Annotated in this window: 13 protein-coding genes; 9 read left to right on the forward strand and 4 right to left on the reverse strand. The window is 40.4% G+C overall.

Going from position 1 to position 14600, the window contains the following annotated elements; genetic code table 11:
- Positions 1-186: 186 nt before the first annotated feature.
- Complete coding sequence (locus BDR01S_RS19080) at positions 187-462, forward strand: hypothetical protein (protein ID WP_066259004.1); 276 nt, start codon at positions 187-189, stop codon at positions 460-462.
- A gap of 103 nt (positions 463-565) precedes the next feature.
- Here BDR01S_RS19080 and BDR01S_RS19085 read toward each other — a convergent pair whose 3' ends face one another.
- Positions 566-1009: a ferritin-like domain-containing protein gene (locus tag BDR01S_RS19085; protein ID WP_066259006.1), complete on the reverse strand. Its 444-nt coding sequence runs from the start codon at positions 1007-1009 to the stop codon at positions 566-568.
- A 173-nt stretch (positions 1010-1182) separates the two neighbouring features.
- Here BDR01S_RS19085 and BDR01S_RS19090 point away from each other — a divergent pair, with 173 nt between their 5' ends.
- The 3 genes from BDR01S_RS19090 to BDR01S_RS19100 all read left to right on the forward strand — a co-directional run bounded on the left by BDR01S_RS19090 (position 1183) and on the right by BDR01S_RS19100 (position 5334).
- On the forward strand, positions 1183-1629 hold the full coding sequence (locus tag BDR01S_RS19090; RefSeq protein ID WP_066259008.1) for a DUF6376 family protein: 447 nt from the start codon (positions 1183-1185) through the stop codon (positions 1627-1629).
- Positions 1630-1754: 125 nt separating this feature from the next.
- The gene (locus tag BDR01S_RS19095; protein ID WP_066259010.1) at positions 1755-3080 is read left to right on the forward strand and encodes an Ig-like domain-containing protein; all 1326 of its coding nucleotides are present in this window, start codon (positions 1755-1757) and stop codon (positions 3078-3080) included.
- A gap of 211 nt (positions 3081-3291) precedes the next feature.
- On the forward strand, positions 3292-5334 hold the full coding sequence (locus tag BDR01S_RS19100; RefSeq protein ID WP_066259014.1) for a molybdopterin oxidoreductase family protein: 2043 nt from the start codon (positions 3292-3294) through the stop codon (positions 5332-5334).
- A 24-nt stretch (positions 5335-5358) separates the two neighbouring features.
- Here the strand turns inward: BDR01S_RS19100 and BDR01S_RS19105 are convergent, their stop codons facing one another.
- The 3 genes from BDR01S_RS19105 to BDR01S_RS19115 form a co-directional block, all read right to left on the reverse strand.
- Positions 5359-6204 (reverse strand): YitT family protein, encoded by an 846-nt coding sequence (locus BDR01S_RS19105; protein WP_066259016.1) that lies wholly within the window; start codon positions 6202-6204, stop codon positions 5359-5361.
- Between the two features lie 15 nt (positions 6205-6219).
- Complete coding sequence (locus BDR01S_RS19110; protein ID WP_066259017.1) at positions 6220-7551, reverse strand: putative bifunctional diguanylate cyclase/phosphodiesterase; 1332 nt, start codon at positions 7549-7551, stop codon at positions 6220-6222.
- Between the two features lie 156 nt (positions 7552-7707).
- Positions 7708-8976 carry a dicarboxylate/amino acid:cation symporter gene (locus BDR01S_RS19115; RefSeq protein ID WP_066259018.1) on the reverse strand — a complete coding sequence of 423 codons (1269 nt, stop codon included), beginning with the start codon at positions 8974-8976 and terminating at the stop codon, positions 7708-7710.
- A 347-nt stretch (positions 8977-9323) separates the two neighbouring features.
- Between BDR01S_RS19115 and BDR01S_RS19120 the strand changes: the two genes are divergently transcribed.
- From BDR01S_RS19120 to BDR01S_RS19140, 5 genes are read left to right on the forward strand one after another with little or no spacing between them, the layout of a single operon-like run.
- Positions 9324-9953 carry an exopolysaccharide biosynthesis polyprenyl glycosylphosphotransferase gene (locus BDR01S_RS19120; protein WP_066259019.1) on the forward strand — a complete coding sequence of 210 codons (630 nt, stop codon included), beginning with the start codon at positions 9324-9326 and terminating at the stop codon, positions 9951-9953.
- Positions 9954-9957: 4 nt separating this feature from the next.
- The gene (locus tag BDR01S_RS19125; protein ID WP_066259023.1) at positions 9958-11088 is read left to right on the forward strand and encodes a glycosyltransferase; all 1131 of its coding nucleotides are present in this window, start codon (positions 9958-9960) and stop codon (positions 11086-11088) included.
- The gene (locus tag BDR01S_RS19130; protein ID WP_066259026.1) at positions 11089-12207 is read left to right on the forward strand and encodes a glycosyltransferase family 4 protein; all 1119 of its coding nucleotides are present in this window, start codon (positions 11089-11091) and stop codon (positions 12205-12207) included.
- Positions 12208-12231: 24 nt separating this feature from the next.
- The gene (locus BDR01S_RS19135) at positions 12232-13491 is read left to right on the forward strand and encodes an oligosaccharide flippase family protein (RefSeq protein WP_066259029.1); all 1260 of its coding nucleotides are present in this window, start codon (positions 12232-12234) and stop codon (positions 13489-13491) included.
- Positions 13492-13504: 13 nt separating this feature from the next.
- Positions 13505-14599, forward strand: coding sequence for a glycosyltransferase family 1 protein (locus tag BDR01S_RS19140; RefSeq protein WP_066259031.1), 1095 nt, complete (start codon positions 13505-13507; stop codon positions 14597-14599).
- Position 14600 lies beyond the last annotated feature (1 nt).

Raw genomic sequence — 14600 nt, forward strand, 5'->3', positions numbered from 1 at the left:
TCAGCTTGAACAGGCATCATACTCTAACTCAATATTCAACGGAAAGCTTTTCTCTCTTTCCCACACCACCAACTACTCATTTAACAAGACTTTAACGGTTTGGCACTTCAAAAAAATGTATAAAAAGTCCTAGATTGTAATATTTATTTTGTAGGGTGTTAAATTTCTTACGTTCTATTTGGGGGGATGTCTCTGAAAACGGTAAGAGTAATTCAATGGCTGGTAGGTTTATTACTACTGGTCTATGGCATTTATCTTATTTTTGGAGTGCAGGAGTTCTTTGGAACCTTAGCAATTATCGCTGCCTTTTTTATCTTCCCAAGTTTAGTAAATGGAAGAAAAAGTTCTCATAGCAATGATTATGTTCATGACTACGAAAGTGATTCAGACGGCCCTGCTGACGGCGGTGGTTCCGACGGTGGCGGAGATTCAGGTGGAGACAGCGGTGGCACCGGGGATTAAGATAACGATAAACATATTAAAATCACCCTTGCCAAAATGACAAGGGTGTTCTTTTTAAATTCCTGGAATCCCAGAAAAAGCCGGTTGGAATTCATCAGAATGGCTACTTATTTTTTGTAAAAAAGTACAGAAACCAAACCGCATGATTTTGCTCATCTGCTGCCGCTCTTCGAAAAGCCTCTTTAATCGATCGATCAGAAGCACCATCAGCGACTTCATGGTAAAAATCCACTGTTTTTTGCTCATCCTCTAAGGCAGACTCCAATCCATCTAAGTAAACATTTGGGCATTCCTCGCTGAGTTTTGGTTGTTGGGGCTTTCTCCTAGTTAGCTTCGTATAGATCTGTTCAAATTGTTGATAGTGCCTTATTTCATCTTGGCGAATTTCTAGGATTTGGCCTTTCTCCTTCTCATTATGAGCTAATTCCGCTAATTTCGAGTAACAATTTATGGCATTGAACTCTCCACTCATCGCTTTTTCCACTTCTCGTATCAATTTATTATTTTGTCTATATAGGGCATCGTAGTAATTAGTGTATGGATACATCGTAAAACCTCCCGTTAATTCTCATGAATATCCTACGTGTAACGAGGTTATCGGGTGCTTACTATTCTATAATTTTTAATATAACCGTCTTGAAAATATCACCAATGGTGCCTGACACCGTTTAGTATCCTTCACTTTTAGATAGAATGAAATAATGAAACGGAGGTTCCTGCATGAAAAAGAAGTTATTAGTTTTAGCTGCGATCATTGGATTGCTCCTGAGCGGTTGTTCCTTGATAAATGATGCGAAAGATACCCTAACGTATGCCAATGATGCGAAGGACTATTTAGACAAGGCGACGGCATTTGCCAATGATGCTCCCTCAATTGCCAAACAAGCAGTTGGCGACAAGCAAGCCGCAGCTAAACTCAAAACGATGCTCCAGGATATGAAACAAGAAATCTCTACCTTTAACAAACTTCAAGCTCCTGAAATAGCGGTTGATTTACACCAGCAACTGGTCGACCAAAACAACAAACTAACCGCTGGAATTGACCTGTACTTAAAAAATTATAAAAATGGAGTGCTCGACCCTTCTGTCCTTGAAAATACTGAAATTTTTCAAAGTGTCCAGGAAATCAGCAGCATTCTCGATCAAATCAAACAGCTTGGGCAGTAATATATTCCTCAAAGATTAATTACAATCTTTTGAAATAATACACTTGGACTCTCAAGTGTATTTTTTTTGCCTCTTTTTGGAACTTTATACTTAAATAGAATTCAATTGAATTTGGAGGTAAATAGATGAAGTCAATAAAAACTGCTTCAAGGGTATTATTAATTTTTGCAATCGTTTTTAGTCTTGTCGGGTTAGCAGTTCAAGCAAGTATTGGTGATCGCCAAACACCTTATTCTGCTTTTATTAAACACTCATTCCCCCTGCAAAAATACTCATGGGATCCTAAAAGAACAGTAGAAGTTCAACTATTGGACATTATTCATGGTGAAGAAGCCAATCAAATTGTTAGCAGTGAAAATATGTTTAATGAACAGCCCGGTTCAGATGAGGAATGGATCTTGCTTAAGTTTAATATGAAACATGTATCGGGACCTGAGGAGCAACTAGATGTAACAGATATCATTTATTCAGGGAATAGTTTCTTTACTCCGAGTGGCGTGTCTCTTTCTCCAATTGCGACCGCAACATTATCAGATCAATTTGAAGGATTTAGTCAATTTGATGTTTCCCTTTACCCTGGCAGTGAATCCACTGTCATTTACGGAATTCTGGTGAAAAAATCTGTGGGAGGCTACCCGTTAGTTAGAATTCCAACAAGCTATAATTCTGCAAATGGAACAAATACCTATGCATGGCTCACCACAAATCCAAGTTATAAAGAACCTGTTAATGTAACAAAAATCAGTATCAATAAAACAGCTTTACGTTTGGGCGTTGGGACTTCTGAAAAGCTTACTTCCTCCATTCAGCCTGCTACTGCTACCAACAAGAATTTAGTGTGGTCAACTAGTAATAGTTCCGTTGCAAAGGTAACATCAGATGGAACCATTAGTGCCATTAAACCTGGTACCGCCAAAATTACCGTTAAAACTAGCAATGGAAAATATGCAACTAGTAATGTAACGGTGGTTCCAGTCATTAGCGCCGTCTCAGGTGATGGAAAATCAGTTAAAAATAATGCTGTATTAAATAAAAACGTAGTCGTAAAAGTGACAAATAACAAACTAACAAGCAAAACTGTTATTAAAAATGGTCGAAATATCACTTGGCCAGCTTCTAATTCATTTACTCAAGAAGGAAAATATACAGTAACAATTAAAGATGGTTATGGAAAAGTAAACAAATTTACTTTTACCATTGATAAAAAAGCACCTACTCTTCCATCAGTAAATAAGGTAACTAGTAAAACCACATACGTTTCTGGGAAAGCGGAAAAAAGATCTGTTGTTTATATTTATAAAGGAAGTAAGCTTCTTTCCAAAGGTACTGCCAGCAGTAGCGGCACTTTTAAATTAAAAATTAGTAAGCAAAGAAAAGGAAGCTCACTTCAGATTTATTCGAAGGATGCTGCCGGAAATAAAAGTAAAACAAGAACGATTAAAGTTAATTAATCACATAACTAAAAAAACTGGAATTCTCCAGTTTTTTTTCTTTTTTAATGAGTGCCTGATGTTATGATAGTAACAATATTAGGAATAAACGGTAAAACATAACGGCGAAACGCGTCCATACGGAGAGTACATATGTCCACGAATGGTGCCTGACACCAACATAGACACCAACATAAATCCAAATGAATCACGAAAGGGGATTAACTAGGCTATGGCTACTTTTATTGATAAGCGAGAGGGTGTTTTTCAGGCCGTTTGTCCGCTTGATTGTCCGGATCAGTGCGGGTTACTTCTGCATAAGGAAAACGGGAAGATTATCAAGGTGGATGGCGACCCACAGCATCCGGTTACAAAAGGGCATATCTGTAACAAGGTCCGCAATATGACCGAACGGATTTATGATGAAAACCGCCTCACCTATCCGTTGAAACGCACGGGTCCCAAAGGCGAAGGCAAATTTGAACGAATCAGCTGGGAGGAAGCAATCCAGACCATTACCTCCCGCTGGAAGGAACTGATCGATTCCGACGGTCCCGAGAGCATTCTTCCCTACAGCTTTTATGGAAACATGGGCAGGCTTAATGCGGAGGGCATGGACCGCCGGTTTTTCCATCGCCTCGGGGCTTCCCGGTTAGACCAAACCATTTGTTCATCCGCTGGTTCAGCAGGTTATAAATATACGATGGGCGGCAGTCTAGGAATCGACCCTGAGGATACGATTCATTCCCAGCTTTTCATTTTTTGGGGGATTAATGCGGCAAGTACCAACATGCATCAGGTCGCCCTTGCTCAAAAAAACCGCAAACAAAACGGCGCAAAAATCATTGTTATTGATGTTCACAAAAACCAAACCGGTAGATTAGCAGATTGGTTTATTCCAATTTTACCTGGCACGGACAGTGCGCTTGCTTTAGGGATGATGCACATCTTATTTTCAGAAAATAGAGTCAATCAGGACTTTTTACAAAAATATACGGTTGGACACAAAGAACTGCGTGAACATGTCGTCAAGTATGAGCCTCACACGGTTTCTGCCATCACGGGTGTACCGGTCGAAGATATCTATAAGCTGGCACGGATGTACGGCGAAACATCGCCTGCTTTTATTCGGATCGGCAACGGACCCCAGCATCACGATAATGGCGGGATGTTCGTCCGAACCGTCGCCTGCCTTCCAGCCCTCACCGGCCAATGGCTAAAAAAGGGCGGTGGTGCGATCAAAGGAAATTCTACTTATCTTGCTTCAAATACTGCAAACCTGCAGCGACCGAATCTATTGGAAAATAAACAAACCCGCGTGATTAACATGAACTTACTCGGCGACACTCTGCTCACGCTGGATCCGCCCGTGAAGTCACTCTATGTGTACGGCTCAAACCCTGCTGTAGTTGCACCGGAATCTAACAAGGTCAGAAACGGCCTCGCACGTGAAGATTTATTTACCGTGGTCCATGATTTATTTTTAACAGAGACGGCCAAATACGCGGATATTGTTCTGCCAGCGACATCCTCCTTCGAAAATACAGACATCTACACATCCTATTGGCATCATTACATTCAACTGCAGCAGCCGGTCATCGAACCGTATGCCGAGTCCAAGTCCAATCTCGATGTATTCAGGCTACTCGCAAAGGGAATGGGCTTCGCTGAACCGCTCTTTCAGGAGACAGAAGCGGAAATGATTGAACAAGCCCTGGATTATCATCTTAATCCTTATTTGGCTGGAATAACATATGAAACACTTTTGGAACAGCCATTCCTGAAAGCAAAAGTGAAACCCATTTTCCCTGGGAACCTGCCAACCCCTAGTGGAAAAATTGAATTATTTTCACAGAAGATGAAAGAGGATGGCTATCCCCCGCTGCCAACGTATATACCTTTAGTAAACGACGGCGATCATCCGTATCAGTTTGTGCCCGGTCCAAATCATCATTTCTTAAACTCTACTTTTTCCAACAATCAAAAGCATATTAGCTTGGAAAAGGAGCTGAGAGTGTATATGAATCTCCATGATGCACGGAAGTCGGGGATTGAAGATGGAGATATGGTTCGAGTCTGGAACCAGCGCGGGGAATGCGTGCTAAAGGCGGCGGTTGGGGAAAATGTCCTTCCTGGAGTGGCAGCCACACAAGGTCTATGGGCGGATTCTGGGGACACAAAACAGCTAGTAAACGCCCTCACTCCCGACCGGATTGCCGATATGGGCGGCGGTGCGACCTTCTTCTCAGGACGAGTAAGTATTGAGAAAATATAAATGGTGCCTGACACCAATGTGGTGTCAGGCACTCGTTTTACTTGCTTTATACCCATGTCCGATCATTTCATGGACGTTATGGACTGTAACATATGCGTTTCCATCCACTTCTTTGATAATACTCTTCAATTGGACGATTTCCTGCTTATTGACGACGATATACAGAACTTCTCTGTTCTGTCCCGTGTAGCCGCCGCGGCCGTCTAGGACCGTTAACCCACGCGACATCCGGCTGGTGATGTTATCCAAGACCTGCTCAGGGAAATTGGAAATAATCATCACCGCTACCTTTTCATCCAAACCTTCCACGATGAAATCAATCGCCTTCGCGCCGATAAACACAATCAATAGCGTATACATTGATTTTTCCAAGCCGATGATGAAAATCGAGCCAACTACTACTAAAATATCAATAATCAGCATACCCTTGCCGATACTCCAGCCCAGCAACTGATTCGCCAATTTCGCTAAAATCGTCGACCCTCCCGAGGATCCTCCCGTTCGGAAAATTAACCCCAGCCCGACACCAACCAGCAAACCCGCAAAAATCGAAGCTAAAAATGTATCCTCAGTTAATCGATGGCCGATATCCTCGGTTAAAAATAAAAACAATGAGCAAGCTGCAATCGAAATCAGTGTATAGATAAACGTTCTTTTTTCAAAAAATTTATAACCTACGGCTAACAGCGCTACATTCAATATAAAATTCACGACACCTGGCGACCAATCAAACAAATAGTGGGTAATAATCGTAATCCCTAAAATGCCACCCTCTGAGAGATGATTCGGGATCGTAAAATAATTGACACCCACTGCGAAAATAAGCGATCCTACTAAAATATAGATAATATCCTTTACCGTTTTCTTCATTAATAATCCACCCTTTTATTGCAGTTCATTCACTGAAAAATCTCCCGCCACTCTCGTCTCAATTTCAGCAATCGATTCAGTCAGTTCCTCAAACGAAATCGGCTCACTAATAAAATACCCTTGGATCAAATCACAGTCGAGTTTCACCCATTCCGTAAACTGGGTGTGGTCCTCAATTCCTTCAATAATAACCTTTAGTTCCAAGTTATGAGCCATCTGAATAATCGGCGTAATAACACCCTTATGCTTTTTATTTTTCAAAAGGCTAAACACGAAATCACGGTCAAGCTTAATAAAATCAATCGGCAGCTTTATAAAGTCTGAAAACGAGAAATAGCCATTTCCGAAATCATCTAAGGCGATCGTGAAGCCCATTTCTTTTAGTAAGTGCAGTTTCTCATTTACTTTTTTAACCGTGTATATCTCAATATTCTCAGTAATCTCCAAGGTAATTTGTGCGGCTGGGATGGAGTACCGCTTTAGAATATTCGAAATATCAAGGATAAGAGAATCAAGTAAGAGCTGATTCACCGATAAGTTAATCGAATATTTCAAGCACCGACCCTTCACGCAGGCCATCTTTTTACAAACCTCTTCAAAAACCCAGAAAAACAGACCGGTTAGCATGCCAGCGTCTTCTGCATAGCTGATAAATTCCCCCGGGAAAATTTCACCTAAACTCGGATGGTTCCAACGAATTAATGCCTCTGCACCAACGATAGCCCGCTTTTTCAAACAATATTGCGGCTGATAGTGAACATAAAGCTGCCCTTTTTTGAGTGCATACGGAAGATCATTTTCGATGATCACTTTGCGGTAAGCGGTTTGATTTAAATCCCCTTTATAAAAAGAACAGCGATTTTCACCCAGCTCTAGGGCATCATACATTTGTATCTTTGCCATCGTTTTTAGCTCATCCCGTTCTTCGGATCCATAAGGGTACATGCAAATCCCCATACTGCTGTTGATCGAAAAATAATGAAAATCATTCGGATACGGAGCTGAAATGGAATGAATAATCCGTTCGCAGATTATTTGACAGTCATGCTCGGTAATATCAGCGATTATTATCATAAAATCTCTGGAATTGACCTTGATTACAGTATCAATATCTCGCAGCGAACCATGCAATCTTGCTGAAATTTTATTAAGGAGAATTGTTTCGGTATCATTGTCTTTAGGATGTGAGAGTTCTAACGGCAAGAATATACGCAGATAACCTACCGCACTTGACATTTGATATCTCTTACTGAAGGCTAAAGTTAAGTCGAGCCGTTCATTTAATAATTGAATACTCGAAACTTCAACGTCATGATTTCCTTCACGTTCCGTACTTTTCCCATCCATAAAAAGGACCCCTTAGCAAATTTAATAACCTAATCTTAACGTACTACATAAGAACCATCAAATACCAAATATTATCCACCCAAAAAAATGCTGCAAGAACCTAAAATTCTCACAGCAGACTATAAACTAGTTTATCGAGCCAATTGATGGTTGGTGTCAGGCACCAATTTCTCCGCTTTTAACTGCCTTAGTCAACCAGTTTTTCCCTTCAACTAAGCGAGTAACTAGCATGGCGCACACCGTGTTGCCGGTTGAATTGAGTAATGTCGCAGGTGCGTCAATGATTGTGCTGATCACTGCAATTATTGGCAATGTTTCTGGTGGGAAGCCGTAAACACTGATAATTAACATCTCGCCGATCATTCCACCGCCAGGTATCGCACCCATGACCGCACCGACTAGAAAGGCGACCCCCAGTATACTTAAGATATTAGAGATACTCGTTAAATCCTTCCCAAATAATGCAAATAGGAAGACGATCTTCAGGACGCCGCCAAACACGGAACCATCCTTATGCGTGTTGGCACCGAGAGGAATAATCGTTTCGGCAATATCCTTTGGCACCCCCATCTTTCGGACCGTCGCTAAGTTGACAGGAATGCAGGCTGCGCTTGAGCACGTTGCAATCGCTGTAACCGATGGGGTAATAGCATTTTTCCAAAAAATCTTTACTCCTGCCTTGCCCCCAGCGATAAAAGCATACAAGGTGAAGAATCCAAAGTAATAAATCACCGCAAGAATCAGATAGAGTACAAACGAACGGGCATATCCCTCTAAGATTTGCGGGCCGAGCTCGCCGATGACCGCTGCAAAATAACAGCCTAGTCCTATTGGTGCATAGTACATGATGATGTTGACCATCTTCATCATCACGGCCGTTGCCGCTGATAAGAAATTAGCCACTGGTTTCGCTTTTTCCCCAACAAGCGCAGTCGAAATTCCAAACAAAAGAGAGAAGACAATCAATTGGAGCATGTTGCTTCTCGAGAGCAATAAATTGAAATCAGACACCGTGAATGTGGCGACCAGGTGGTCTAGAATTGTTAAGTCCTCCGCATCCGCTTCCACGGCTGATTGGTTCATCACCTCTTTAATAGAAGCAATATCGGCATTTTCAATTGGATGAATAATCGAAGCACCGGTTAAGCCAAGGATCGCCGCTACTGAAGCTGTTACTAGGAAAACAACCAAAATACTGCCCATTATTTTTCCAAGTCGTTTCATGCCGTTCATATTTGAAATGGCAGAAGCGATGCTAAAGAACACCAGCGGGACGATAATCATGAACATTAAATTTAGAAATAAATCCCCAAACGGCTTAACCACCGCTGTTTTTGTTCCAAAAATTAAACCTGCCACCCCGCCTATTAAAATAGCAGCTAGCAGAAGCAGCGTGAATCGATAGTTTTTAAAGAATAATTTCAACTCTTCCACAGCCTTTCAACGTCATCATATAATAACCCATAAAAAAATCATACCCAAGTTCTCTCGCTAGGTAAATGGTTTTACTATTTGCAAATAAGTCTAAATAATGAATCCTTTAAATCGAAAGATTCTTTTCTACGTTAGGTTCATATCGAATACCAACCTTTTCCACTAATCCCATTATTAATATATTATGGATTATATAGTACATTTGTAATATAATTTGGGATAATATCCTTAATATTTTAATCCAAATTAATATAAAAAAAGACACCATTTGCAAGATTACATAATAATGTCTAATTGAAAAAAGCGACTTAATCTATCAATAATAGAGGGATGAATGGATGAAAATAGTAAACCAGCAAAACCTTGTCGTTACAAACTATAAAAACAAGCCTCTTTACTATTATACCAAAAAAATAATTGATATATTATTTAGCCTTTTGGCACTTGTCATCCTCGCCCCCTTAATGTTGCTAGCGGCCGTTTTAATTAAGGCTAATTCCTCAGGTTCTATTTTTTACAAACAAGAACGAATCGGTGTGGATGGAAGACCCTTTTTTATTTTTAAATTTAGGACAATGAGAGAGGACGCAGAGAAAGATGGTCCACAATGGGCCCATGAAAACGATTCTAGGATTACGGTGGTTGGCCGCTACTTTCGGAAATATCGAATCGATGAAATCCCTCAATTTATTAATATTTTACGAGGGGAAATGTCATTGATAGGTCCCCGCCCCGAACGCTTAGTTTTTATTAAAGAAATCGAAAAGGATCTTCCTGAATTCCGTCATCGTCTTCAAGTAAAGCCTGGGATAACAGGCTGGGCACAAATCAACGGTGGCTACGATCTTAAGCCCGAAGAAAAATTAGAGCTGGATTTATACTATATTAATAATTTTTCAGTCTTGCTAGATTTGAAGATTTTCATGAAATCAATCCCTGTTATTTTGTTCGCAAAAGGATGGCGATAGCACCTTGAAACGAATTCTTTTTTACGAAAGCCGTCCCGAATGGGGAGGGGCGCAAAAATGCGAACTTGAGCTTCTCATCTCCCTTGAAAAGGAAGAAATGGAAACCTTTTTTGTGACTTCAACTGATGGGCCATTGAACAGTCGAATTAAAGCAGAGGGGAAAACGGTGACAGTGATTCCCATTCATCAGACCGTCAATAAAGTTCGCAAAGGGCAGGTGAACACTGGGGTCCTCTTTCTTTTTTTCCAATTGCTCCATATGCTTCCCCACCTCTGTCACGTGATGTCCTATATCATACGAAATCGGATTGACATTGTTTATACTAGTCAATTCCGCTCACAGCTCATCATTGGCTGGCTGGCAAAATTGCTGGGTCGTAAGGTGATTTGGCATATCCACGGCGAAGAACAGTTAAATAATCTGTTGGGAAAAATAGCGATCGGAGCAGCCGATAAGATCATTGTCGTCTCCCATGCCTTACTAAATACATACAGTGCTCTTTACCCGAATCAGAAATCTAAGTTTATTGCTATTCACAATGGCGTCGAACTCGCGGCTATGGAACGAAGAAAAGCAAAGCCTATTTTTACAATAAGTATGGTAGGTACTTTAATAGAAGGAAAAAGACAGGACCTCGCCATTTCAGCTTGTGCTGAGCTGCTGAAACAAGGGCTGAACGTTCAATTAAATATTATTGGAGAAAGCCCACCCTGGCATAATGATGCTTATAAAATAAGCTTACACGAACTAGTCCATCACCATCAGATTTCTCATGCCGTCTTTTTTTTAGGATGGTTGGAAAATCCGTGGGAATCTTTACTCGCCTCCAATGTGTTGATTTTGCCTTCAGACACAGAAGGCATGCCGCTTTCGATCATTGAAGCGATGGCATTGGGGCTGCCGACGATTGCAACCAATGTCGGCGGTGTCCCAGAGTTAATTGAGGACGGACAAACAGGGTTTATCATTAATAAGGGGAGCTCACCGGAACTGGCTGCTAAATTAAAGGTTTTGCATAACGACCCTGCTTTATGTGAGTTTCTTGGACAGCATGCCCGCAAAAGATACGAGGCCCATTTCACGAAGGATGCCTTTATAAAAGGAGTTGCAGGTGTAATCCACACCGTTACCTAAATGAAAATTCTCTATGTTATTACAGGTGCAGATATTGGCGGAGCTCAAAACCACTTACTCTACCTCTCTGAGTGGTTTTCTAAGCAAGGGCATGAGGTCCATGTCGTTTTAGGTGAAGATGGGCCACTTAAACAAGCGTTAATAAGAAGAAGCATTGAAACAATGGTCATCCCGATCCCAAGGACGATTAAGATAGCAAAGGATCTCCAAGCATTATGGAAGGTCTTTCTTTTTATCAAAAAAGGAAACTATGATGTGGTCCATTCTCATAGTTCAAAGGCAGGAATTATTGCAAGGCTGGCTGGATTTTTAAATCGGGTAAAGAAAAACATCTATACAGCACACGGATTTGTTTTTACAGACCCCACCCTATCAGCGAAAAAGAAGACCTTTTACCTTTTACTAGAGAAGGTTTTCAGCTGGATGTCTACCAACATTATCACCGTTTCCACTTACGATTTTCAGCAAGGAATAGCACACGGGATTCGTGCGAAAAAAATGTCTGTCATCCATAATGGCATCCCCGGGGGCACGATTCTTTCGGTAGCGGAGTGGGAGAAAAAGCAACAAAAGCTTCGGGTCATGGATAAAAAGATAGTCGGCTTTGTTGGTCGGTTTTCATCTGAAAAGAATATTGATATGCTGTTGCGTGTAGCAACCCACTTTAAGGAAGAAAATAATAGTTCTGTAGAGTTCTGGCTGCTTGGCGATGGCCCCTTATTTGATTTTTATCAAAGGGAGATAAACATACGAAATTTACATTCCATGATCCGCTTAAAAGGGCTGCAGAACCATGTACATGAATGGATGGACAATATGCATGCGATGGTGATTACTTCCCACAAAGAAGGGCTTCCGTATGTATTACTCGAAGCCTGTGGGCGTGGCCTGCCTGTGATAAGTACAGATGTAGGCGGAGTAAAGGAAGTAGTTGACCCTGAGGGTAACAAGAATTTACTGGTCAAAATCAATGATGATCAAGCAATGTACCATAAGCTTGTTTCTATACTTTCGAATGATCACTTACGTACGGAACAGGGACGATACTTTTTAAATATAGCGAGTGCCTTTACTGTGGAACAGATGTGTGAGGAAACAAAAAAGGTCTATTATTGGTAGTATTATTTAGTGGGGGTTAGTTTTATGGTTCCTTTGTCACTTAAGAGGAATGTATCATTCATGTTAATTGGAAATTTGATTTATGCCTTGTCCCAGTGGGGAATCATTATGGTACTTGCTAAATTAGGTTCTCCTAAAATGGTCGGTGGATTTACCCTAGGGTTAGCTGTCACAGCACCAATTATTTTAATCTTTGACCTTCAGTTACGCTCCGTGTTAGCAACCGATATCAAGAATGAATATTCGTTTCAACAGTATCTTTTCCTAAAAGGGGTAAGTAGTTTTATAGCCCTTGTCGTATTAGGGATTGTAATAGTAATTGGTGACTATAAAGGACAAGTAGCCTTTGTTATTTTTTTAGTAGGTACTGCTAAATTGGTAGAATCGGTCATTGAGCTTCATTATGGTCTGTTTCAAAAACATGAAAGAATGGATATGATTGCAAAATCCCTGGTCATAAGAGGATTCTCATCTTTATTCATCATAGCCATTCTTATCACCCTTACGAAAAGCCTATTAATTGCCGTTACAGGCTTCGCATTATCATGGTTATTTGTACTTGTAATGTTCGAAAGCCCAAAAGCAAAACAAATGGTAGTAACTGACGCATCATCATTTAATATTCATTCGCTTAAAAGGCTTTTTCTTACAAGCTTTCCGCTTGGTGTAGTGATGATGATGATTTCTCTTTATTCCAACATTCCCCGCTATGTGATTGAACGGATCAGCGGAACGGAAGCAGTTGGATATTTTTCTGCGCTATTCTATATCGTAACAGCTGGTAATCTTGTCATAAATGCCATTGGGCAAACAATTAGTCCCCGATTAGCGAGCTATTTTAGCAATAAAGAGTATACTAAATTCTCCAAGCTATTAATGAAATTTGTTCTCTTAGGATTCATTTATGGATTATGTGGTATTATCCTTACACTTATTATAGGTAAACAAGTCCTTAGCATTGTTTACACCCAAGATTATATAAAATTTCATAAGGTTTTTGTGTTACTTATGATTGCAGGAACGCTTATGTATGCAGGTTCTTTTTTTGGATTTGCACTGACTGCGATGCGGAAATTTTCCATTCAACCGATTTTATCTAGTATTTGGGTCATCTCAACCATTATACTGAGTATCATAATCATTCCTCATTTTGGACTAACCGGAGCGGCCATTGTTTCTATAATTACAACAGCGATACAGCAGCTTACGCTTGCCATAACAGTGATGGTGTATCTTGTTCAAGCGAAAAAACATCATAGACTATCGATTCAGAACTCTAACTAATGGAGTGATATCAATGACTAAGCGAGTTCTTCATGTGTTTAGGGCCATGAATGTGGGTGGCGCTGAAACAATGGTTATCAATTTATACAGGGCCATGAACCGTGAAAAGATTCAGTTTGATTTTTTAGTCCACAGTGACGAAATTGGCTATTACGAAAATGAAATCATCGCCTTAGGGGGTAGAATTTTTCGGTTACCCTCTCCAAAGATGAAAAATATAAAATCTTATCAAAAACAGATATACCAACTTTTCAGCGAAAATAAGTTTTGTGCGGTTCATAGTCATACACATTCCTTCAGCGGCTTTATCTTGGAAACAGCCAAAAAGGGCCTCATACCAATTCGAGTCGCCCATAGTCATACAACCTCAGATGGGAAGAATGCAACTATTTTTCGACAAGTCTACTTATCATATATGAAATATAACCTTCGAAAACATGCAACCCATTTGTTTGCTTGTTCGCTCGATGCTGGAGAATCACTATTTGGGGAGAATGCTGATACGATAATTTTACCCAACAGTTTTGATCTAAACGTATATGAACAAATTTCGAAACGAAATAGGGCCAACCCAATAAATTCGCCTATAGTTGGCCATGTCGGCCGTTTCGACTCTGTTAAAAACCATTCGTTTTTTCTTGAAACATTTTATCATTTTAAGAAAAAACATCCGAATGCTTCTGCCATTCTTGTTGGCGATGGTCCCGAAAAAGACAAGATCCAAGCCATCATTCAAGATTATCAATTAAGAGATTCTGTGAAACTGCTTGGAATTCGATCCGATGTCCCAGAGATTTTGAGCAAACTGGATGTATTTCTTTTTCCTTCTATCTATGAAGGTCTTGGAAATGTTGTTATTGAGGCACAAGCGGCAGGAGTTCCATGCCTAGTATCGAATACCCTTCCTAAAGAGGTGGATTTATCAATGAATCTTGTTACTTTTAAAGATTTACATGAGGGAGCAAAGGCATGGGCAGATGAATTGAAAAAAATAACTGCTATAAAGAGAATTCCAGGCTGGAATGAACGAAAAAGAAACCTAGAAAAATTTGGTTACGATGTAGACGAAAACGCAAAGTATTTAGAAAAGATTTATAGTGGGAAATAGG

Origin of the sequence: Neobacillus drentensis NBRC 102427, from assembly GCF_001591445.1 — a bacterium.
Taxonomy (GTDB): domain Bacteria; phylum Bacillota; class Bacilli; order Bacillales; family Cytobacillaceae; genus Neobacillus; species Neobacillus drentensis.

Bases quoted from the DNA above. Each gene is read 5' to 3' on its own strand.
- BDR01S_RS19090 (WP_066259008.1), top strand. From the start codon at position 1,183: ATGAAAAAGAAGTTATTAGTTTTAGCTGCGATCATTGGATTGCTCCTG.
- BDR01S_RS19105 (WP_066259016.1), bottom strand. From the start codon at position 6,204: ATGAAGAAAACGGTAAAGGATATTATCTATATTTTAGTAGGATCGCTT.
- BDR01S_RS19135 (WP_066259029.1), top strand. From the start codon at position 12,232: ATGGTTCCTTTGTCACTTAAGAGGAATGTATCATTCATGTTAATTGGA.
- BDR01S_RS19110 (WP_066259017.1), bottom strand. From the start codon at position 7,551: ATGGATGGGAAAAGTACGGAACGTGAAGGAAATCATGACGTTGAAGTT.
- BDR01S_RS19080 (WP_066259004.1), top strand. From the start codon at position 187: ATGTCTCTGAAAACGGTAAGAGTAATTCAATGGCTGGTAGGTTTATTA.
- BDR01S_RS19095 (WP_066259010.1), top strand. From the start codon at position 1,755: ATGAAGTCAATAAAAACTGCTTCAAGGGTATTATTAATTTTTGCAATC.
- BDR01S_RS19120 (WP_066259019.1), top strand. From the start codon at position 9,324: ATGAAAATAGTAAACCAGCAAAACCTTGTCGTTACAAACTATAAAAAC.
- BDR01S_RS19130 (WP_066259026.1), top strand. From the start codon at position 11,089: ATGAAAATTCTCTATGTTATTACAGGTGCAGATATTGGCGGAGCTCAA.
- BDR01S_RS19100 (WP_066259014.1), top strand. From the start codon at position 3,292: ATGGCTACTTTTATTGATAAGCGAGAGGGTGTTTTTCAGGCCGTTTGT.
- BDR01S_RS19140 (WP_066259031.1), top strand. From the start codon at position 13,505: ATGACTAAGCGAGTTCTTCATGTGTTTAGGGCCATGAATGTGGGTGGC.
- BDR01S_RS19085 (WP_066259006.1), bottom strand. From the start codon at position 1,009: ATGTATCCATACACTAATTACTACGATGCCCTATATAGACAAAATAAT.